This is a genomic window from Pectobacterium versatile (assembly GCF_003932035.1).
In the GTDB taxonomy this organism is placed as follows: domain Bacteria; phylum Pseudomonadota; class Gammaproteobacteria; order Enterobacterales; family Enterobacteriaceae; genus Pectobacterium; species Pectobacterium versatile.
In genome coordinates, this window is sequence record NZ_CP034276.1 from 4,372,821 (window position 1) to 4,394,970 (window position 22,150).

Genomic DNA, 22,150 nt, shown 5'->3' on the forward strand with positions numbered 1-22,150 from the left:
TAAAGACAGAAACGAATAGATATTATTTTTTTATTTTAACTTAATTAACTTAAGTAACTGGAGGAATGCATTGCAAACCTTTAACGCCGATTTAGCCATTATCGGGGCTGGAGGCGCTGGCCTACGAGCAGCAATTGCTGCCGCGGAAGCTAACCCTCAACTGAAAATTGCGCTGATCTCAAAAGTCTACCCAATGCGTAGCCATACCGTGGCGGCAGAAGGTGGGTCAGCAGCAGTGACTCAGGAACACGATAGCTTCGATTATCACTTCAATGACACCGTGTCTGGTGGCGACTGGCTGTGTGAACAAGACGTTGTTGAGCACTTCGTCAAGCGCTGCCCGGAAGAGATGATTCAACTGGAACAGTGGGGCTGCCCCTGGAGCCGTAAACCGGATGGTTCTGTCAACGTTCGCCGTTTTGGCGGGATGAAGATCGAACGCACCTGGTTTGCCGCCGATAAGACCGGCTTCCACATGCTGCATACCCTGTTCCAAACGTCCCTTAAATATCCGCAAATCCAACGCTTCGATGAGCATTTTGTCCTCGACGTTCTGGTCGATGACGGCCAGGCACGCGGCCTCGTTGCCATCAATATGATGGAAGGTTCGCTGATTCAGATCCGCGCTAACGCCGTGGTGCTGGCGACAGGCGGCGCAGGTCGCGTGTACCGTTACAATACCAACGGCGGCATCGTCACAGGCGACGGCATGGGCATGGCGTTCCGCCACGGTGTTCCACTGCGTGATATGGAATTCGTTCAATATCACCCGACCGGTTTACCCGGCTCCGGTATCCTGATGACCGAAGGCTGCCGTGGCGAAGGCGGCATCATGGTCAACAAAGATGGCTACCGCTATCTGCAAGACTACGGCATGGGCCCGGAAACGCCGCTCGGCGAACCGAAAAACAAATACATGGAGCTGGGGCCGCGCGATAAAGTCTCGCAGGCGTTCTGGCACGAATGGCGCGCAGGCCGCACCGTCTCAACCCCGTTGGGCGACGTGGTTTACCTTGATCTGCGCCATCTCGGCGAGAAGAAGCTTCTGGAACGTTTACCGTTTATCTGTGAACTGGCAAAAGCCTATGTCGGCGTCGATCCAGTGAAAGAGCCGATTCCTATCCGTCCTACCGCGCACTATACGATGGGCGGTATTGAAACCGATCAAAACTGCGAGACCCGCATCAAAGGTCTATTTGCCGTCGGCGAATGTTCCTCGGTTGGTCTGCACGGTGCGAACCGTCTCGGTTCCAACTCGCTGGCCGAACTGGTGGTCTTCGGTCGCGTTGCAGGTGAACACGCCGTACAGCGCGCGCAGGCGGCAGCACCAGCCAACGGCACGGCACTGGACGCACAAACCCGCGATATCGAACAGCGTCTGCATGACCTGATGAATCAGGAAGGCACAGAAAGCTGGGCGAAAATCCGCGATGAGATGGGCATGTCGATGGAAGAAGGCTGTGGTATTTACCGCACCACCGACCTGATGCAGAAAACCGTCGATAAGATGGCTGAGCTAAAAGAACGCTTCAAACGCGTGAAAATCACCGACCGCTCCAGCGTGTTCAACACCGACCTGCTGTACACCGTTGAGCTGGGCCATAGTCTGGATGTTGCGGAATGTATGGCGCACTCGGCGATCAACCGTAAAGAATCCCGCGGCGCCCACCAGCGTCTGGATGAAGGTTGCACCGAGCGTGATGACGTTAACTTCCTGAAGCATACGCTGGCGTTCTATAACCCAGAAGGCGCACCTCGTCTGGAGTATAGCGATGTGAAGATTACCAAACTTCCACCGGCCAAACGCGTATACGGTGCAGAAGGTGATGCGCAGGAAGGCAGCAAGAAGGAGCAGGCGAATGGCTGAGATGATCAAAACCCTGAAAATGGAAGTCATGCGCTATAACCCTGAACAGGACAGCGAACCGTATTTTGAGGCGTTCGATGTTCCGTACAACACGCAGACGTCCCTGCTGGATGCGCTGGGTTATATCAAAGATAACCTGGCACCGGACCTCTCCTACCGTTGGTCCTGCCGCATGGCGATCTGTGGTTCCTGCGGCATGATGGTGAATAACGTCCCTAAACTGGCCTGTAAAACCTTTCTGCGTGAATACACGAACGGTCTGAAGGTCGAAGCGCTGGGCAACTTCCCCATCGAGCGCGATTTAGTGGTCGATATGACCCACTTCATCGAGAGTCTGGAAGCCATCAAGCCGTATATCATCGGCAACGATCGTAAACCGGCTGACGGCCCGAACAAACAGACTCCGGCGCAAATGGCGAAGTATCACCAGTTCTCCGGCTGTATTAACTGTGGTCTGTGCTACGCGGCATGCCCGCAGTTCGGCCTGAACCCTGAGTTCATCGGCCCGGCGGCAATTACGCTGGCACACCGTTATAACCTGGACAACCGCGATCACGGTAAGAAAGAGCGTATGGCGCAGTTGAACGGGAATAATGGCGTCTGGACCTGTACGTTTGTGGGCTACTGCTCAGAAGTGTGTCCGAAGCACGTCGACCCTGCCGCGGCTATCCAGCAAGGCAAAGTCGAAAGCGCGAAAGACTTCATGATCGCGATGCTGAAACCACAATAAGGGAGGGACAATGATGACATCTAAACGTAAAGCGTATGTTCGCGGTATGTCGCCGACCTGGTGGAAAAAGCTGGGGTTCTACCGCTTTTATATGGTGCGTGAAGGGACTGCCGTCCCTGCCGTCTGGTTCAGCATCGTACTGATGTTTGGCGTTTTCGCGCTGAAAAATGGGCCGGAAGGCTGGGCAAACTTCGTCAGCTTCCTGCAAAACCCGCTGGTACTGCTGATTAATATCGTTGCTCTGCTGGCCGCCGCGCTGCATACCAAAACCTGGTTTGAACTGGCACCGAAGGCCAGCATCATCGTGATTAAAGATGAAAAAATGGGGCCGGAGCCAATCATTAAAGGGCTGTGGGCTGTCACCGTGGTGGTAACCGTAGCCGTTCTGGCGATCGCCTTACTATTCTGAACAGGAGAAATAACGTGATTAACCCAACGCCAAAACGTTCTGACGAACCACCTTTCTGGGGCCTGTTCGGCGCCGGTGGGATGTGGAGCGCGTTCTTCGCTCCGGTGATCATCCTGCTGGTCGGTGTGATGCTGCCTCTGGGCTTGTTCCCGGACGCGTTAACCTATGAGCGCATCGCCGCGTTCAGCCAGAGCTTCATCGGCCGCGTCTTTTTACTGCTGATGATTGTACCGCCGCTCTGGTGTGGCCTGCACCGTATCCACCATGCAATGCATGACCTGAAAATCCACGTTCCTGCTGGGAAATGGGTGTTCTACGGCTTGGCGGCAATCCTGACTGTGGTTACCGTCATCGGTGTTGTCACTCTGTAGATACAACGCTGTAGATGTGAATCTGTACTTAACGGCCTGCACGATATTGCAGGCCGTTTTATTTTCCCCGCCTGGCCACATCCATCGTCTACACTGGAACAGAGATGAAAACGATGAGATGTCAATATGATGCCCTTTAACGCTATTCGCTTTAACACCACGTTATTCAAAAGCCTTCTATTCAAAATCAGACGATGTGGGAAAGCGTGCATTGCCGCACTGGTGGCACTCTTTTCTGTTGCCTGTAGCGTGACGCCTCCCGATAACGTCACCGTCGTGGAAAATTTTGACGTTAATCGCTACCTCGGCACATGGTATGAGATCGCCCGCCTCGACCACCGTTTTGAACGCAATATGGAACGTGTGACGGCAACCTACAGCCCGCGGGATGACGGCGGCATCAAGGTGATCAATCGCGGATTTAACGTCGAAAAACAGGAATGGAAAGAGAGCATCGGGAAAGCGTATTTCACGAGTTCGTCTCAGCGGGGCGCACTAAAAGTGTCGTTCTTCGGGCCGTTCTATGGCGGTTACAACATTATTGAACTGGACGAAGACTACCGTTACGCCCTGATTTGTGGGCCGAACCGCGACTACCTGTGGATTCTCTCGCGCACGCCAACGTTGGATGCTGCGACACGCAACAAACTCGTCGCGACAGCCAAACGCTACGGCTTCCCGACAGAGGCGCTTATCTGGGTCAATCAGTAATCGGTGCATATCGACCGCAACAATGGGATAACCGGTGGGTCATCCCATAATCTTATCGCGGAACATAAAGAAAACCGCGCCCAGCAGGCACAGCCCCGCCCAAATATAATCGGTGCGGAACGGTTCTTTTAAAATGAACATGGAGAAAGGGATAAATACGGAAAGGCTGATCACTTCCTGTAATATTTTCAATTGACCGGCAGAGGCAACCTGATAACCAATCCGATTTGCTGGCACCTGCAAGAGGTATTCAAATAATGCGATCCCCCAACTGATCAACGCAGCAATTATCCAGGTTCGGCCACTGAAATAGCGTAGATGCCCGTACCAGGCAAACGTCATAAATATATTACTCAACGTCAGCATGCCGACAGTAATGAAAAGAGGCGACATTATTACTTCTCCGAGTGATCCACTTTCACATTATCTCGCCGCGGGGAAGAAAACACCATCACGGTATTTTCTTCCACTCGGAAAAGTTATTACGATTTATTTCCCAAAACATACCCTAAATAATTCGAGTTGCATGCAGGCGGCGACACAGTGAATCCCCAGGAGCTTACATCAGTAAGTGACTGGGGTGAGCGAGGAAAGCCAACGCACATGCAGCGTGAAGTATGACGGGTATGGGCTATTGGGCGCTGCGCTGAATGGCCTTCCCGCCCGCTTCAACATCTTGCCCAACACCTCTGGTGGTATTGCACCCAACCACCGCAGAGAGAATAACCAGAGAGAAAATGGCAACAAACGCTTTCTTCAACATACTCGGTTCCTTCTTTATGAGAGTAGGATTTCAACGGTACGAAAGTGACTGCTTTCTAAGCGTAGCCAATTTTGATTGTTGTGGAAGACTTTATAAGGCGGGGAAATAAAAAAGGAAGACTGAAATGAGGAGTAAACCAAAAGGCCGCCCTCACAGAAGGCGGCCTTTTTCGCATTCATTACTTAACGCGTGATACGTATTCGCCAGAACGCGTGTCAACTTTGACAACTTCGCCGATCTGCACGAACAATGGCACTTTAACGACGGCGCCAGTGCTCAGCGTTGCTGGCTTACCACCAGTACCGGCAGTGTCGCCTTTCAGGCCTGGATCGGTATCGGTGATTTCAGCTTCGATGAAATTCGGTGGCTGAACGGTGATTGGGCTACCGTTCCACAGAGTAACGATACATTCTGCGTTGTCTTGCAGCCATTTTGCGGCATCACCAACGGTCTTCTCTTCAACCTGATGCTGTTCAAACGTCTCAGGGTGCATGAAGTGGTAGAACTCACCGTCGTTGTACAGGTAGTTCATGTTGGTATCAACGACATCTGCGCCTTCTGCAGAATCGGTAGACTTGAAGGTTTTTTCAACGCGAGAGCCCGTCAACAGGCGACGCATTTTTACGCGAGCAAAAGCCTGGCCTTTACCCGGCTTAACAAACTCACTGGATTCGACAGCATACGGCTCGCCTTCGAATATGATTTTAAGACCGGAACGGAAATCGTTGCTAGAATAAGTCGCCATAAAGGCCCTCTATAATTTTAATACTGGTACGAAGCCAAAAAATGGCACACATTGTAACCCTAAATATACCTTCCAGAGAAGATTGGTTGCAGCAACTTGCGGACGTAATTACCGATCCTGATGAATTACTGCAACTTTTGGCACTGAACGATCACGCTAAACTTCGGCAAGGCAGTGATGCGCGCAGGCTTTTTGCGCTGCGTGTGCCACGCGCATTCGCTGCACGGATGCAAAAAGGCAATCCTGACGATCCGTTGCTGCTACAGGTCTTGACCGCGCGTGAGGAGTTTATCGCCACCCCAGGCTTCACCCATGACCCGCTTGATGAACAACACAGCGTCGTGCCGGGGTTACTGCACAAATATCACAACCGTGCCCTGCTGCTGGTAAAAGGCGGCTGTGCGGTAAACTGCCGCTACTGCTTCCGCCGCCATTTCCCCTATCAGGATAATCAGGGCAACAAGGCAAACTGGCGTCAGGCGCTGGATTATATCCGCCAGCACCCAGAACTGGATGAAATTATTTTTTCCGGTGGCGACCCGCTGATGGCCAAAGACCATGAACTGGACTGGCTGATCACCGAATTGGAACACATCCCACACCTGAAACGCCTACGCATTCACAGCCGTTTGCCTGTGGTGATCCCTGCGCGCATTACCGACGCGCTGTGCGATCGCCTGTCACGCAGTTCGCTTCAGGTGCTGTTGGTGACGCATATTAATCATCCGCAGGAAATTGATCCTGATTTAACACAAAGTATGGCGCGTTTGCGCCGTGCAGGCGTGACGCTGCTCAACCAAAGCGTGCTGCTGCGCGGGGTGAATGACAGCGCGGAGACACTCGCCCGACTCAGCAATGCGCTATTTGACGCAGGGATTTTGCCTTATTACCTGCACGTACTGGATAAGGTTCAGGGTGCCGCTCATTTTCTGGTAGATGACAACGAGGCGCGCGTCTTAGTTAAAGCGCTGCTGAAGAAGGTATCCGGCTATCTGGTGCCCCGTCTGGCGCGGGAAATCGGTGGGGAAGCCAGCAAAACACCGTTGGATTTAGGGATGAAGCAGCATCAGGACGATACCGATTTATTACGTTGAGCGTTCGAGTGAGTGAATAATGCGGTGAGAGCGGATTTCTCCACTCTCACCGGGTTTTTCTTTAGCTTAAGGACATTTGTAAACGCTGCCGTTCATCTTGCTGTCTAGCGGCGCAAAGCTTGACCAGAAGGTTTCGCTCGAACTGGTTGTGCCATAGATGGTATTGCCACCCATCGCTGCAGCTTTATTGCGCAGATCGTTTGCCGCACTGCGCATAGAACTGCCGTCGCTATGGTTTCCTGCCAGCCAGTTAGACTGGCTACCGCTGGCTTGCCCTAATAGCTGACATTCGCTTCCTGGTTTGGTATCCGTGAACGCCACGGCTTGCCCAGCAGCGCTGAGTTGGCTGGTGCTGCTGCACCCCGCCAGCAAAACTGCTGCTGATAGCCCCAACAAAATACGAACCTGCATGTCTTCCTCCTTGCGATTGAAAAACCAAAGGGCACAGGCCCGATTAGTTACGCCACGCCTTGAAGCGGTTGATCAGTCCGTTGGTAGAACTGTCATGGCTGTCGATCGTACTGTCATTTTCCAGTTCTGGCAGAATACGGTTCGCCAGTTGTTTCCCTAACTCCACGCCCCACTGATCGAATGTGAAGATGTTCAGGATCGCGCCCTGAGTGAAGATCTTGTGCTCATACAGCGCAATCAACGCGCCCAGACTGTACGGGGTGATTTCGCGCAGCAGGATAGAGTTGGTCGGGCGATTGCCTTCAAATACTTTAAACGGCGCGACGTGTTCCACTTCTTTTGCACTTTTGCCTGCCGCCGCAAATTCGGCTTCCACCACGTCGCGGCTTTTACCGAACGCCAGCGCTTCCGTCTGTGCAAAGAAGTTCGACAGCAGCTTGCTGTGATGATCGCTTAATGGGTTGTGGCTAACCGCTGGCGCAATGAAATCACACGGAACCAGCTTGGTGCCCTGATGGATCAATTGGTAGAAGGCATGCTGGCCGTTCGTACCCGGTTCACCCCAGATAATCGGCCCGGTCTGGTAATCCACTGGATTGCCGTTGCGATCGGCAGATTTCCCGTTGGATTCCATATTTCCCTGTTGGAAATAGGCGGCAAAGCGGTGCATGTATTGGTCGTACGGCAGAATCGCTTCAGTTTCGGCACCGAAGAAATTGTTGTACCAAATGCCGATCAGCGCCAGCAGCACGGGCAGGTTTTTCTCCGCTGGCGTGGAAGCAAAGTGCTTGTCCATCGCGTGCGCACCGCTGAGCAGTTTCTCAAAGTTCTCAAAGCCCAGAGAGAGAATGATCGACAGCCCAATCGCCGACCACAGGGAGTAACGTCCGCCAACCCAGTCCCAGAATTCGAACATGTTGTCGGTATCGATACCAAACTCGCCGACGGCTTTCGCGTTGGTGGACAGCGCGGCAAAGTGCTTGGCAACGTGCTTATCGTCCTGCGCCGTTTTCAGGAACCAGTCGCGAGCGCTGTGCGCGTTGGTCATGGTTTCCTGTGTGGTGAACGTTTTCGACGCGACGAGGAACAGCGTGGTTTCTGGGTTCAGCGGCTTCAACGTTTCAGCGATATGCGTGCCGTCAACGTTGGAGACAAAGTGCATATTGAGGTGATTTTTATAAGGCTTCAGCGCTTCCGTTACCATGAACGGGCCCAGATCGGAGCCGCCGATACCGATGTTAACCACGTCGGTAATTGTTTTGCCGGTATAGCCTTTCCACTCACCGCCAATCACGCGTTCGCTGAAATTTTTCATCTTCGCCAGCACTGCGTTGACTTCTGGCATCACATCTTTGCCATCCACCAGAATCGGCGTGTTGCTGCGGTTACGCAGGGCAACGTGCAGAACAGCGCGATCTTCCGTACGGTTGATTTTCTCGCCAGCAAACATGGACTGAATCGCCGCAGACAGGTCGGTTTCTCGTGCCAGCGCGTGCAGTTTTTCCATCGTTTCTGCCGTGATGCGGTTTTTGGAGAAATCCACCAGCATCTGATCGTCAAACGTCGCGGAAAAATGCGCGAAACGATCGCTATCTTGTGCAAACAGCTCGCTGATTTGCACCTCTTTCATCGTATCAAAATGGGTTTGTAATGCCTGCCAGGCGGCAGTTTGGCTTGGATTAATATTTTTCATAATGCGACTTTCTCTCTAAGCATGAGTTCAAAGTGACTGAATCGATTGTATCCCTTAAAATCCCGATTGAGATCCCTTTTCTTGCTAAAAGCGGTTTATGCTCTGTCGTTTACTGACAGCTTGTAGTTTACAGGCAGATTGTTTATTGACAGAAACGGCATAACCCGTTATTTCTAACACCGTACTTGCACACTCGGTGTGCAAGCCAGAAGAGGCGCGTCGCCCAGGTAAGATATCGGAGGAACCGTAATCCGCTGATGATATCCGAGGGGGAGCGACGCCGAGATGCGGTGAAATACGGCTTTCACCCTATCGACTACAGAGGCTGAATCCTCTGGGTTGTCACCGGATTAGTCCTGACGGACGTCCAGCAAGGTGGAGCGCTTCTGGGTGTATCGTAGTAATTTTCTACGCCTGCCCCCTACTTTTGCTCTCCCCCTGTGCCAAGGCTGATTAATGGAATGCTGTTTACTGAAAACAGCCTACCCCCTGACACGAGGTTTTTTGACATGTCTGCAATTGAAGTATCCGCAAACGCGAATTCTACCGTTATTGCCAAATTTGGCGGCACCAGCGTGGCGGACTTTGACGCCATGAATCGCAGTGCCGATGTGGTGTTATCCAACCCGAATGTGCGCGTTGTTGTGCTGTCGGCGTCGGCAGGTATCACCAATTTACTGGTCGCGCTCGCGGAAGGTCAAACGCCCGAAACACGTGCCGAGCATCTGGCGAAAATCCGCCAAATCCAATACGCCATCATCGACAAACTGACCAACCAAAGCGTGATTCGCGATGAGATTGATCGCATGCTGGACAGCGTCACCACGCTGTCTGAAGCGGCGGCACTCGCGACATCCAACGCCCTGACCGATGAACTGGTCAGCCACGGCGAACTCATGTCTACCCTGCTGTTTGTCGAGATTCTGCGCCAGCGTGATGTCGTTGCAGAATGGTTCGATGTGCGCAAAATCATGCGTACCGACGATCACTTTGGCCGTGCACAGCCAGACTTCGAGGTTTTAGGTGAACTGACTCGCAGCCAGTTGCAGCCGCGTCTTGAGCAAGGTCTGGTGATCACTCAAGGCTTTATCGGCAGCGAAGCGAAAGGTCGCACGACCACGTTGGGTCGCGGCGGTAGCGATTATACGGCGGCGCTGCTGGGCGAAGCGCTCAACGTCAGCCGGATTGATATCTGGACCGATGTTCCCGGCATCTACACCACCGATCCACGCGTGGTGCCGACTGCAAAACGCATCGACCAAATCATGTTTGAAGAAGCCGCCGAAATGGCGACATTTGGTGCGAAAGTCCTGCATCCGGCTACGCTACTGCCTGCGGTGCGTAGCGATATTCCGGTGTTTGTCGGTTCCAGCAAAGATCCGGCCGCTGGCGGTACGCTGGTGTGCAATAAAACTGAAAATCCGCCGCTGTTCCGCGCGCTGGCGCTGCGTCGTAAACAAACGCTGCTTAAGCTGTATAGCCTGAACATGCTACACGCACGCGGTTTTCTGGCCGAAGTGTTCAGCATTCTGGCGCGTCACAACATCTCCGTTGACCTGATCACCACGTCAGAAGTCAACGTCGCGCTGACGCTCGACACAACCGGCTCCACCTCAACGGGCGATAGCCTGCTCTCCAGCGCCTTGCTGACCGAGCTGTCATCGCTGTGTCGGGTTGAGGTTGAAGAGAATCTGTCGCTGGTCGCGCTGATCGGCAACAATCTGTCTCAGGCCTGTGGCGTCGGGAAAGAAGTATTTGGCGTACTGGAACCGTTCCGTATTCGCCTGATCTGCTACGGCGCCAGCAGCAACAACCTGTGCTTCCTGGTACCGGGTGACGACGCCGAGCGTGTGGTACAGACGCTGCACCGCAGCCTGTTCGAGTAAATTCGCTATTCCAGCTGCCTCTGAGTCATATTTTTATGCAGACACGGAGGCAGTTTCGTGCGCTAGAATACCATCATTCTTATGCTACCTCGTAGCACGCGCCCGACACAGGGCGGCTCAGTTGCCGTCGCCCTGTGAACCCTGGCTTCCAGCTAAATTATGTCGCTGCGCGATGCCTTCGTCGGTATCAGGCTTAACGGACCGCTTGCGACACGTTCCCGACGTGGCGCAAGCTTTCGCCGCATCCATGCGGCTCATCCTAAGCCTGCTATCTCCTCAGCATAATTTCTTACGCCGGATAACAACCAACCCCGCTTGCACCTGCATTCATTGAGTATACAAGACAGAGCTTTTTGGGAGTTCTTCACCGAAGGTTGTCACAGCGTCAGCGGTGATTCTTCGCGTTCCTCTTCCCCATCCTGTTGCACAATCAAGACGTTATACGCTACCGCACAGAACAGTGAATTCAGTCGGTTCATGTCCCCAAGTAAGCTCAAATGGAGCGAACTGGTTTCCAGACTCTGTACGTTGTGCTGATGTAAGCGATCGACATGCGCATGGGCATAACGGCGGTTCATAATGCGGAAACGGTGTTTGGCGCGGCGCAGGCGTTTCGCACTGGTGACATCCTCCGACAGGAAAACCGACAACCCCAGACGCAGATTCGCCAGCAGTTGTTCATGTAGGTGGTTCAACTCTTCCAACCCCTGTGCGGAAAACGCCATGCGTACGCCAGATGAATGATTGGCAATGTCATCTGCCATGCGTTCGATAATGTCTCCCGCCTGTTCCAGATTCAGCGCTACCTCGATCACCTCAGCCCAGCGCCGAGAATCTCGCTCATCCAATCCGTCTTTCTGAATCTGCGCCAGATAGAGCTTAATCGCGGTGTAAAGGATATCGACATCATCATCGAGTCGGCGAATCTCCCGCCGCTGCATATGGTCGCCCTGTAAAACCTCACGGTACAAACGCAGCATTTGCTCCAGCACATCGCCAATGCGCAGCGTTTCTCGTGCAGCATTGGTCAGCGCCAACGCTGGCGTGTCCAGCGAGCTGGTGTCCAGATGACGCGGTTTCATCTGGAGATCGACCTGCGGCGAATCAGCAATCATCGCACAGGACAGCCGCGCCACTACGCCGGTAAGCGGAATCAGCAGCAAGCAACGAATCAGGTTGTAGAACAGGTGGAAGTAGATCACCAACTCTTCGGCGCTTAACGGAATACGTGTCAGCCAGCGCGAAAGCGGTTCAACCAGCGGCAGCACAACCAAACAGCCTATCAGCTTAAACAGCATGCTGCCGAGCGCGACGCGTCGGCCTGCCGCATTCTGCGTCGAGGTGCTCATCATTGTCAGTAATCCGCTGCCCAGATTGGCACCAATGACCAGGCACATCGCCACTTCCAGCGAGATCACACCGCTTGCCGTCAAGGTTGCCGTCAGCAGCACGGCTGCCAGACTGGAATAGGTAATCACCGCGAACAGCGCGCCAGCCAGTGCATCCAGCATGACGTCGCCCGTCAACGAGGAAAACAGCACTTTCACGCCCGACGTTTGCGTGATCGGCGCTGCGGCCACGACAATCATTTCCAGCGCCAGCAAAATCAGCCCGAGCCCAATCGCCACGCGACCAACCTGACCCACCCGCGTCTGCTTACGGCTGAGGAAAAATATCACGCCCAGAAAAATCAGCAGCGGAGAAAGCCAGGACAGATCGAACGTCAGAATTCGCACCATCAGTGCCGTACCGACATCCGCCCCGAGAATAATCACCAGCGCAGGCGTTAATGCCACCAGCCCCTGTGAGACAAAAGAGGTTGTCAGCAACGCGGTCGCATTGCTGCTCTGCACCAGCGCAGTGACGCCGATGCCAGCCATGAAAGCTAACGGTTTTTTCTCAACGCTATCGCTGAGAACCCGCCGTAACTGGGTGCCATAAACCCGCATGATACCAGTACGGACAATGTGAGTGCCCCATACCAGTAACGCAATCGCAGAAAGGAGATTCAGCAGTGTTAACAAAAAGTCCGCGCCTCCAGCTAAACGTGTGTTGATGAAATAAACGTGTTGATGACGTAATGAACGACCATCTTACCAGATGTTGGCAGGCCTTACTGCGAGGCGGCCCGCGTCAAAGCAAAATCGCCCTGCGATCAAGGACTGATAAAAATTAATTAACTGACAATATTTAAAAAACAGAATCCAAATCAATAAGCCCATAATTTTGCCTCACGCCTTTCCCAGTTAGCGCTATGCTCTTTTTATCCCTATAACTCTTATGGGTTATAACGCTGCACAATTTTGCAGCCCTCGAGTAAGGAAAATGGATGAAGACGAAAACCTCATATGGACTGAACTGGCTCCCGCTAATCATTATTCTCGCCATCGCCGCTTTTTTTTGGCACATGGAACCCCCAACCGGCCTAAGCCCCGCCGCCTGGCACTCCGCCGTCATTTTCGTGGCCACGATCGTCTGCATTGTCGCGAATGTTCTCCCGATTGGGGCCATCGGTATTATCAGTATCACGCTCTTTGCGCTGACGTATGCCGCGGGGGATACAACGGCCAGCGGCGCGATACAAACGGCACTCAGCGACCTGAACAGCTCGCTGATCTGGCTGATTGTTGTCGCCTTCATGATCGCACGCGGCTTTATCAAAACAGGGCTGGGCCGCCGCATCGCCTTGCAGATGATCCGCATGTTGGGAAAACGCACGCTGGGTCTGGCTTACGGGCTGGCCTTTGCCGATCTGGTGCTTTCCCCCGCGATGCCAAGTAACACTGCACGCTGCGGCGGGATTATTTATCCGATTGCCGACTCGCTATCACGCAGCTTCGATTCCAAACCGGAAGATGCCTCGCGCAGTAAGATTGGCACCTTCCTGATTACCTGCATCGGTAACGTTAACGACGTGACGGCGGCGCTGTTTATGACCGCTTACACCGGCAACCTGCTGGCGGTGAAACTCGCAGCCAACGCGGGCGTAACCATTACCTGGGGAAGCTGGTTTCTGGCGGCGCTCGTGCCCTGCTTAATCTCTCTGGCGGTTGTTCCCCTGCTCGTCTACTGGCTGACCAAGCCGGAAATTCGTCATACGCCAGATGCCCCAAAACTGGCTGTCGCCGAACTGGCAAAGATGGGCCACATGAGCCGCGGTGAATGGCTGATGGCATTCACCGTTGTCCTGCTGCTGGTGCTGTGGATTTTTGGCGATAAACTAGGCGTGGATGCCACGACGGCCTCGTTCGTCGGGCTTTCTTTCCTGCTGTTAACCGGCGTACTAAGCTGGGAAGACGTGAAGAGCGAGAAAGGAGCTTGGGATACGCTGATTTGGTTCGCCGCCCTCCTGATGATGGCAAATCAGTTGAAAAAGCTCGGCTTCACCAACTGGTTTGGCGATCTCATCGGCAGCAATATCGGTCATTTAATGCAGGGAACCAGTTGGGTATTGGTGCTGTTACTGCTGAATGCAGCCTATTTCTACACTCACTATTTCTTCGCCAGCGGCAACGCGCAGATCGCCGCGCTTTTTGCCGTATTCCTCGGTGTCGGGATCAACCTGAATATTCCAGCGGTGCCAATGGCGTTCATGCTGGCGTTTACCAGCAGCCTGTACTGTTCACTGACGCAATATACACACGCACGCGGCCCAATCCTGTTCGGCGCAGGCTACGTGCCCACCGCCGTCTGGTGGCGCACTGGTTTCGTCGTCAGTCTGGTGAATCAGGCGATTTTCATGAGCGCAGGCCTATTGTGGTGGAAAGCGATTGGCCTGTATTGATCGTTAGCTCACATAAGATGTGAAAAAGCCGGGTTACCCCGGCTTTTTCATTTCATTGCCGCAACACGCGCGATCAGAACGAATAAGAGACGCTGCCGACGACACTGCGCTCTGCACCGAAGTAGCAGAACTCCAGCGAGTTACAGGCAGCCACGTAGCGTTTGTCGGTCAGGTTGTTGACGTTAAGCTGCGCACTCAGCCCTTTCAGGCCGACCTTCGAGAGATCGTATCCCACCGCCATATCCACCAGCGTATAAGAAGGCAGCGTGTGAGTATTGGCACGATCGGAAGTCACACCGTTCACGTAACGCACGCCAGAACCAAGCGTCAGACCGTCCAGCGGACCGCTTTTAACATCATAGCTAGCCCAGGCGCTGGCCTGATTGCGTGGCGCATACACCGCACGTTTTCCTTGCTCGGCTACGCTGCTTTTCTTATAGCGAATATCCGTATAGGTATAGGCCGCTTGCAGACGCAGATTGTCGGTAATATGGCTCACAGCCTCCAGTTCCACCCCTTCAGACTCGATTTCACCCACGGAGCGATAAGGATCGTTAGGCTGAACTTTCGTCGCCACATTCTTCTGGTTAATACGGAATACCGACAGGCTGTACTGATCCTGAGAACCTTCAGGCTGATATTTCATCCCGGCTTCCCACTGCTTGCCTTTCATCGGTTCCAGCACGTTGCCGTTATCATCGGCGAAGCTGGTTGGCGTAAAGGCCGTGGAATAGCTGACATACGGCGCAAGGCCATTATCAAATAGGTAGAGTAAGGCGGCGCGCGAGCTAAAGTTGTTTTTATCCAACTCACTGTGTGTGCCGTTGGTATGGTTAACGTGGGTCACTTTCACCCGATCGTGGCGACCGCCCAGCGTTAAGCGCCAGCGCTCCCAGCTCATTTGATCCTGCATATAGATGCCCGTCTGTTGCAGCTTGTGCTTTTCCAGCGTGCCGGACATGGCCGTTGGGCCCGAACCGTAAACAGGGTTAAACGCATCGATCGCAGGGAAAGAACCCGAAGTCCAGTCCACATTATTATTACGCTGCTGATAGTCGATTCCCACCAGCAGACGGTGGTTCACCGCACCGGTATCCACGCTGCCATCGAGCTGATTATCTAACGTTAACGCAGACAGCGACTCGCGGGAACCCGAGTAATAACGGGTCAACGTGTCGGCGTTAGGCTGCGTCCAACCATAGGCGTAAACCTGATCCAAATGCACTTTGGTACGCAGATAACGCACTTTTTGACGTACAGCCCAGCCGCTATCAAAACCATGTTCAAAGTTGTATCCCACCATGTTTTGCTTACGGTCGTATTTCTCATAATTCTCTTCCCCTTCATAGAAGGTGTTTGAGATTTTCTGCCCGTTATGCGCCACCACGGTGCCTTCATACGGTAAACCTGAATGGCTACCGCCCTCAGGATCGCGTTGCAGGTAAGCCATAAATTCCAGACGGGTTTTGTCGGAAATCCGCCACAGCAGGCTAGGCGCAATCGCATAGCGTTCTTCTTTCAGCGGCCCAAATTGCGTATCCGCCTCACGCACCATCCCGCCTAGGCGGAACGCAAAACGTTCGTCATCATCTAACGGTCCGGTAACGTCAAACGCCGCGCCACGCTGCGCATTATTGCCTGCGAACAGTTTGATCTGCCCGCTGCGATCGAACGACGGCTGACGGGAATTCAGCGCCACAATCCCGCCCGGAGAAGAACGCCCGTAGAGTACGGACGCCGGGCCTCTGACCACTTCAATGCTGTCGAGGAACCAGGGATCGATAACCAGTGAGCTATGGGAGTTGGTATCCCCCATCATCTTCAGCCCGTCGAGATAGACGTTATCAAGGCTGCCATCGGAAAAGCCGCGCAGTACCATGTAGTCAAAACGGTTGGACGCGCCGATTTGGTTGTTATACACGCCCGGCGTATAACCGACCGCCTGACGAACGCTGGTCGCACCCTGCTCCTGAATCTGGTCGCGCGTAATGATAGAAACGGCCTGAGGAGTCTCAATATCGGGCGTTTCCAGCTTGGTTGCACCACGTTGTGTTTGAGACGTCACGACTAGCGTCTCGCCCTGAGAGGAAGAGGGCGTATCCTGCGCGAGTGCCGACACCGTAAATCCACTGGTGAAACAGCTAACCACCAGCGCCAGCCGCGTTTTTCTGAACATGGGAATCTCCACAGACCTTATTATTGTAAATAAGAATTATTACCGTTTTCGGTCTGGCGATAGCTATGCGCAGTGACAGCTTACGTATGCGCAATGACAAAACGGGAACTCAGCGAGAAAACCCCAGATGAGCGGCACGGCGGAAAAGTCAGGCGTAAAGGGTCAATGAGTTGATATGGATTGATGTTGATAAGGAAGGAAACGTTAGCTGACCATGCGTGCATCGCTCGGCGCCATACCGTAACGCCGCCGGAAAGCCGTGGCAAAGTTGGTCGCGTGCTGGTAGCCCGACATCCAGGCCGCCTGCTGAACGCTGTATCCCTGCACCAGATAGCGCCGGGCCAGTTCCAGCCGGCAGTCACGCAGGTAGTCAAAAACCGAATGACCATACGCCTGACGAAACTTGGTACGCAGGCTGCTGGTGCTCATCGCGGCCATCTGCGCCAGTTCATTAAGGGTGTATTCTTTTTCAGGCTGTTGCGCCAGAAGCCGACGAACGTTCTCCAGTCGATCCTGTTCGCCGGGCGGGGGCAATACGCGCCGTTCTCCCCCACGTTGCCCGAATGACAGACCTTGCCCTAGCAACTGTAGCATCACACCTTCCAGCATCAGTTGGCGCGATAATCCCGGCGCGGTATTTTCCAGCGCGTGCTGCAACCCAGATAATAAATAGCCGGGAACCTGCCATAAAAACGTCGGATTACCGCCCTGTTCCCACTCGTTCAGCAGCGAGCCCAACAGCGGATCCAAAGCGAAAGTGGTGGGGAAGATACCCAGCGACACGGTACGAAGGTGACAGTCCGCAAGGTGGCTGGCGTTCATGACTAACGGGTCACCCAACCGAGTGCTGAATGCCATACCTGAGCGCACAACAAATTCCTTACCGTTCAGACGCAGCGCGACACGACCTTCCAGCACCACCAGCGTATAGAACGGACAGCAGTGCAAAGACGTCGATTCGTACGGTTGCAACACGCGCACGTTAGAATTTGTCAGGCAAATCCCAGAGGACAGCGTCATCTCTTCGACATCGCCCTGCACCACGATACGCTTTTCTTTCGCGCGCTCGCGGCAGGACGACAGCAGCGGGAAGTGGTAATCAATCCCGTAACGTTCACCGATGTCGAAGAAATCCTCAATGGAAAAGAGTCGTTTTAGCATGAGCGGGAAGATACCCTCATCCTGTTTAACGCCCAGAATCAGGCCTGCGGTTAGTGGAAATGCGTGGAATGAAAACAGAACAGCGCTTTCTGCTTAATTGATGCTCACCTTACCATTACCATGAAATCGCATCAATAAGACTGATAACTATTCTCATTGAAATGCATTCTAAATCCTGAACACCTTAGCTAGCGTAGGAAAGGTTCTTTGGCTGGCATCAGAAATCATGCTGAGGTATCAGTGAACGCCGAGTGAGCGACAGGACGTCGCGAAAGCCAGTGCCGCGTAGGGAACGCGTCACTGGCGGCTCGATAAGCGTTCAATGATTCCGAAGGCACCGCGTAGCGGCAGGATTTCAGCCAATAGCCTGGGTACATAGGGCAAGCGGCGTTTGAGCTGCCCTATGTCGGGCGTGGCACTAGTGTCACAGAGAAAAATGTGGCTCATCACGCACGAAACGCCCACCCTGCAATACATAATTCAGACAACAATATCAGTAAGTCACTTACTCAATTTCTTAATCTGCATCATAGCCGAGGTTTGGCGCCAGCCAGCGCTCAACTTCACTCACGCTCATACCCTTACGTACCGCGTAATCTTCCACCTGATCGTGTTGGATTTGCGCGACGGCGAAGTATTTGCTGTCGGGGTGGCTGAAATACCAGCCGGATACCGACGCACCCGGCCACATGGCATAGGATTCAGTGAGCTTCATGCCGGTATGCTTTTCGACATCCAGCAACTGCCAAATTTGCACTTTCTCCGTGTGGTCAGGACAAGCCGGATAGCCCGGTGCAGGACGAATGCCTTGATAGTTCTCGCGAATCAGCAGCTCATTACTGAGATTCTCATTCGGCGCATAGCCCCAGTACACCTTGCGCACGCGTTCATGCAGGTATTCTGCAAAAGCTTCCGCCAGACGGTCAGAGATCGCTTTCACCATGATCTTGTTGTAATCATCATGTTGAGCTTCCCACAGATCGGCCAACGTATCCTCTTCCAGCCCGCCGGTCACGGCAAACGCCCCGAGATAGTCCGGCTTGCCGCTGGATTTCGGTGCCACAAAATCAGACAGGCAGTAGTTCGGGAAGTCGGTTTTTTCCGTCTGTTGACGCAGGTGGTGGCTCACTGACAGCACCGTTTCACGCCGTTCATCGGTATAAATCACCACGTCATCGCCAACGCGATTCGCCGGGAAGAGGCCTACCACGCCGCGAGGATTCAGTGCGCCACGTGCGGATAAGTCGTCCAGCATCACGTTGGCATCGGCAAACAGGCGCTTGGCCTCTTCACCCACCACCTCATCTTCCAGAATGCGAGGATATTTCCCCGCCAGCGACCAGGTCATGAAGAACGGCGTCCAGTCGATGTAGTTGCGCAGCGTTTCAATGCTGGCCGTCACTTCCTGGACACCCAGACGATGCGCAACCGGCGGCGTGTAATTTTCCCAATCCAGATCGGAGGCGTTAGCACGAGCCGCTTCCAGCGTCACGGGCGGCGTTCTCGGTTTTTTACGCGCGTGCTGAATACGCACGGTTTCATACTCTTTACGAGTGCGCGCAACAAAGTCGTCATACTGCGTACTGGACAGCAGGGCCGACACCACACCAACAGAGCGCGAGGCATTCTGCACGTAGACCGTTGGGCCGCTATAGTTCTGCTCAATCTTCACAGCGGTATGCGCTTTAGAGGTCGTCGCGCCGCCAATCAGCAGCGGCAGCGTGAAGCCCTGACGCTCCATCTCTTTCGCCACGTTGACCATTTCATCCAGCGACGGTGTAATCAGCCCGGACAGCCCGATGATATCGACATTCTCTTCACGCGCGGTCTTCAGGATTTTATCCGTCGGCACCATTACGCCAAGATCGATAATTTCGTAGTTGTTACATTGCAGCACCACGCCGACAATATTCTTGCCGATATCGTGGACGTCACCTTTTACCGTCGCCAGCAGGATTTTCCCTGCGGACGAACCTTTGTCTTTACTGGCATCAATATAGGGTTCGAGATAGGCCACCGCCTGCTTCATCACACGGGCGGATTTCACTACCTGTGGCAAAAACATTTTCCCCGCACCGAACAAGTCGCCGACCACGTTCATTCCATCCATCAGCGGGCCTTCGATCACCTCGATCGGACGCGCCGCCTGCTGGCGCGCTTCTTCCGTATCCAGCTCGATGAATTCGGTAATACCTTTAACCAGTGAATACTCCAAACGCTTCTTCACGTCCCAGCCACGCCATTCCGCCTGCGTTTTGCTGCCTTCATCTTCCGTTTTGCTGCCGCGATATTTTTCTGCCAGATCGAGCATACGCTCGGTCGCATCGCTGCGACGGTTAAGGATCACGTCTTCAACCGCATCGCGCAGCTCAACAGGCAGATCGTCATAGATCGCCAACTGGCTGGCGTTCACGATCCCCATGTCCATCCCATTGCGGATCGCGTAATACAGGAAGACGGCGTGGATCGCCTCACGGACCAGATCGTTGCCGCGGAATGAGAACGACACGTTGGACACGCCGCCGGAGATCATCGCATGCGGTAGCTGCGCCTTGATGTCCGCACAGGCTTCGATGAAATCCACCGCGTAGTTGTTGTGCTCATCGATCCCCGTTGCCACGGCGAAAATATTCGGGTCGAAAATAATGTCTTCCGGCGGGAAACCAACTTCTTCCGTCAGGATGCGGTACGCCCGGCTACAAATTTCAATTTTGCGCGCGCGGGTATCTGCCTGCCCGACTTCATCGAAGGCCATCACTACCACGGCGGCGCCATAGCGCCGCACCAGCTTAGCGTGATGAATAAAGGCCTCAACGCCTTCCTTCATGGAAATCGAGTTAACAATCCCTTTGCCCTGAATGCATTTAAGCCCTTTCTCAACCACATCCCATTTTGAGGAGTCAATCATGATCGGCACACGGGCGATATCAGGCTCACCGGCAATCAAATTCAGGAAGCGGATCATCGCCGCTTCCGCATCCAGCATGCCTTCATCCATGTTGATGTCGATGATCTGCGCGCCGCTTTCCACCTGCTGACGGGCGACATCCAGCGCTTCGTTGTATTTCTCTTCTTTGATCAGACGTTTAAAACGTGCGGAGCCGGTGACGTTTGTCCGCTCCCCGACGTTAACAAACAGCGTGTTGGCATCGATATTCAGCGGTTCCAGGCCGGATAAACGGCAAGCCACTGGAATCTCCGGCAGCTTACGTGGCGGCACGCCTTCCACCACTTTCGCCATCGCGGCAATGTGCGCAGGCGTCGAACCACAGCAACCGCCCACGATATTCAGGAAGCCGGATCGCGCCCATTCTCCGATATGTTTCGCCATATCGGCCGGATCCAGATCGTATTCCCCGAAGGCATTAGGCAGCCCCGCATTCGGGTGTGCGCTCACATAGCATTCTGAAATACGTGATAGTTCGGCGACATACTGGCGCAGCTCATCCGGCCCCAATGCACAGTTCAGGCCGAAGGAAAGTGGGCGGGAATGACGCAGAGAGTTGTAAAAGGCTTCCGTGGTTTGGCCAGATAACGTACGCCCTGACGCATCCGTGATCGTGCCGGAAATCATCACGGGCAGTACGATCCCTAGCGCCTCAAATTCACTTTCGACGGCGAAACTCGCCGCTTTAGCATTCAAGGTATCGAAAATGGTTTCGATCATGATCAGATCGACACCGCCTGCGATCAAGGCACGTGTCGATTCGCGATACGCTTCCACCAGTTGATCAAAACTCACGTTACGAAACGCCGGATCGTTAACATCGGGAGAGATCGACGCGGTGCGGTTCGTTGGGCCAAGCACACCGGCAACATAGCGCGGCTTATCCGGCGTTAAGGCAGTCCATTTGTCAGCGCTGGCACGCGCCAGCTGTGCGGCGACGGTGTTGATTTCCGCCGACAGCGCTTCCATATCATAGTCCGCCATCGCAATGGTGGTGGCGTTGAAGGTGTTGGTTTCGAGAATGTCGGCGCCGGCTTCCAGATAGGCGTCATGGATTTCACTAATCACCTGCGGCTTGGTCAGCACTAGCAGATCGTTATTTCCCTTCACATCGCTCGGCCAGTCAGCAAAGCGCTCACCGCGGTAATCTGCTTCCTGCAGGCGATAACCCTGGATCATGGTTCCCATACCACCATCCAGTACCATAATGCGTTGCGCCAACTGACGCCGCAATTCGTCTACCCGATTACTCACGCGAACCCCATCCCCGGCCAATAAATACGATATATATTGCGTCTATCCTAGCATAAGTTATGAGCACGCTAACGCCGTGTAGCATGAGACTTTTTCAGATCATTCGCCGATAAAAAGCGCAGAGAAAGAAGAGTTGCATTCTGTGGTA

The 22,150-nt window shown here is 53.8% G+C and carries 17 protein-coding genes and 1 riboswitch; of the genes, 8 read left to right on the forward strand and 9 right to left on the reverse strand.

The window, feature by feature from the left end:
- The first annotated feature begins 70 nt into the window (after positions 1–70).
- The 5 genes from frdA (at position 71) to blc (ending at position 4,088) form a co-directional block, all read left to right on the forward strand.
- Entirely contained in the window at positions 71–1,867 is a 1,797-nt protein-coding gene (gene frdA / locus EIP93_RS19755; protein ID WP_103972638.1) for a fumarate reductase (quinol) flavoprotein subunit, read from the forward strand.
- The gene (locus tag EIP93_RS19760; RefSeq protein WP_039490639.1) at positions 1,860–2,597 is read left to right on the forward strand and encodes a succinate dehydrogenase/fumarate reductase iron-sulfur subunit; all 738 of its coding nucleotides are present in this window, start codon (positions 1,860–1,862) and stop codon (positions 2,595–2,597) included. The genes frdA and EIP93_RS19760 overlap by 8 nt, the downstream gene beginning before the upstream one ends.
- 13 nt (positions 2,598–2,610) lie before the next feature.
- A complete protein-coding gene (gene frdC / locus EIP93_RS19765; RefSeq protein WP_103861992.1) occupies positions 2,611–3,006 on the forward strand; it encodes a fumarate reductase subunit FrdC in 396 nt (131 codons plus the stop codon).
- Between the two features lie 14 nt (positions 3,007–3,020).
- A complete protein-coding gene (gene frdD / locus EIP93_RS19770; RefSeq protein WP_125233169.1) occupies positions 3,021–3,377 on the forward strand; it encodes a fumarate reductase subunit FrdD in 357 nt (118 codons plus the stop codon).
- 126 nt (positions 3,378–3,503) lie between these two features.
- A complete protein-coding gene (gene blc / locus EIP93_RS19775) occupies positions 3,504–4,088 on the forward strand; it encodes an outer membrane lipoprotein Blc (RefSeq protein WP_125233170.1) in 585 nt (194 codons plus the stop codon).
- A gap of 39 nt (positions 4,089–4,127) precedes the next feature.
- Here blc and EIP93_RS19780 read toward each other — a convergent pair whose 3' ends face one another.
- From EIP93_RS19780 to efp, 3 genes are all read right to left on the reverse strand, one after another.
- Positions 4,128–4,481, reverse strand: a complete 354-nt coding sequence (locus EIP93_RS19780; RefSeq protein ID WP_005972979.1) for a DMT family protein — start codon at positions 4,479–4,481, stop codon at positions 4,128–4,130.
- Positions 4,482–4,719: 238 nt separating this feature from the next.
- Positions 4,720–4,851, reverse strand: coding sequence for an entericidin A/B family lipoprotein (locus tag EIP93_RS19785; protein WP_005972977.1), 132 nt, complete (start codon positions 4,849–4,851; stop codon positions 4,720–4,722).
- Between the two features lie 178 nt (positions 4,852–5,029).
- Positions 5,030–5,596, reverse strand: a complete 567-nt coding sequence (gene efp, locus EIP93_RS19790; protein WP_039279757.1) for an elongation factor P — start codon at positions 5,594–5,596, stop codon at positions 5,030–5,032.
- A 41-nt stretch (positions 5,597–5,637) separates the two neighbouring features.
- Between efp and epmB the strand changes: the two genes are divergently transcribed.
- Positions 5,638–6,690 carry an EF-P beta-lysylation protein EpmB gene (gene epmB, locus EIP93_RS19795; RefSeq protein WP_125233171.1) on the forward strand — a complete coding sequence of 351 codons (1,053 nt, stop codon included), beginning with the start codon at positions 5,638–5,640 and terminating at the stop codon, positions 6,688–6,690.
- Between the two features lie 66 nt (positions 6,691–6,756).
- Here the strand turns inward: epmB and EIP93_RS19800 are convergent, their stop codons facing one another.
- Both EIP93_RS19800 and pgi read right to left on the reverse strand, forming a co-directional pair.
- A complete protein-coding gene (locus EIP93_RS19800; protein ID WP_039487234.1) occupies positions 6,757–7,101 on the reverse strand; it encodes a DUF4156 domain-containing protein in 345 nt (114 codons plus the stop codon).
- A 43-nt stretch (positions 7,102–7,144) separates the two neighbouring features.
- The gene (gene pgi / locus EIP93_RS19805) at positions 7,145–8,794 is read right to left on the reverse strand and encodes a glucose-6-phosphate isomerase (RefSeq protein WP_109225536.1); all 1,650 of its coding nucleotides are present in this window, start codon (positions 8,792–8,794) and stop codon (positions 7,145–7,147) included.
- A gap of 201 nt (positions 8,795–8,995) precedes the next feature.
- A riboswitch (Lysine riboswitch) is annotated at positions 8,996–9,188 on the forward strand.
- A 115-nt stretch (positions 9,189–9,303) separates the two neighbouring features.
- Between pgi and lysC the strand changes: the two genes are divergently transcribed.
- The gene (gene lysC / locus EIP93_RS19810) at positions 9,304–10,680 is read left to right on the forward strand and encodes a lysine-sensitive aspartokinase 3 (protein ID WP_010295540.1); all 1,377 of its coding nucleotides are present in this window, start codon (positions 9,304–9,306) and stop codon (positions 10,678–10,680) included.
- Between the two features lie 377 nt (positions 10,681–11,057).
- Here lysC and EIP93_RS19815 read toward each other — a convergent pair whose 3' ends face one another.
- Positions 11,058–12,704: a Na/Pi cotransporter family protein gene (locus tag EIP93_RS19815; protein WP_039490955.1), complete on the reverse strand. Its 1,647-nt coding sequence runs from the start codon at positions 12,702–12,704 to the stop codon at positions 11,058–11,060.
- A gap of 305 nt (positions 12,705–13,009) precedes the next feature.
- Here EIP93_RS19815 and EIP93_RS19820 point away from each other — a divergent pair, with 305 nt between their 5' ends.
- Complete coding sequence (locus tag EIP93_RS19820) at positions 13,010–14,464, forward strand: DASS family sodium-coupled anion symporter (RefSeq protein WP_010308903.1); 1,455 nt, start codon at positions 13,010–13,012, stop codon at positions 14,462–14,464.
- Between the two features lie 73 nt (positions 14,465–14,537).
- Here the strand turns inward: EIP93_RS19820 and foxA are convergent, their stop codons facing one another.
- The 3 genes from foxA to metH all read right to left on the reverse strand — a co-directional run bounded on the left by foxA (position 14,538) and on the right by metH (position 22,002).
- A complete protein-coding gene (foxA, locus tag EIP93_RS19825) occupies positions 14,538–16,640 on the reverse strand; it encodes a ferrioxamine B receptor FoxA (protein WP_125233172.1) in 2,103 nt (700 codons plus the stop codon).
- A 204-nt stretch (positions 16,641–16,844) separates the two neighbouring features.
- The gene (locus tag EIP93_RS19830; RefSeq protein WP_103943678.1) at positions 16,845–17,801 is read right to left on the reverse strand and encodes a helix-turn-helix transcriptional regulator; all 957 of its coding nucleotides are present in this window, start codon (positions 17,799–17,801) and stop codon (positions 16,845–16,847) included.
- 517 nt (positions 17,802–18,318) lie between these two features.
- A complete protein-coding gene (gene metH / locus EIP93_RS19835) occupies positions 18,319–22,002 on the reverse strand; it encodes a methionine synthase (RefSeq protein ID WP_103943674.1) in 3,684 nt (1,227 codons plus the stop codon).
- Positions 22,003–22,150: the final 148 nt, after the last annotated feature.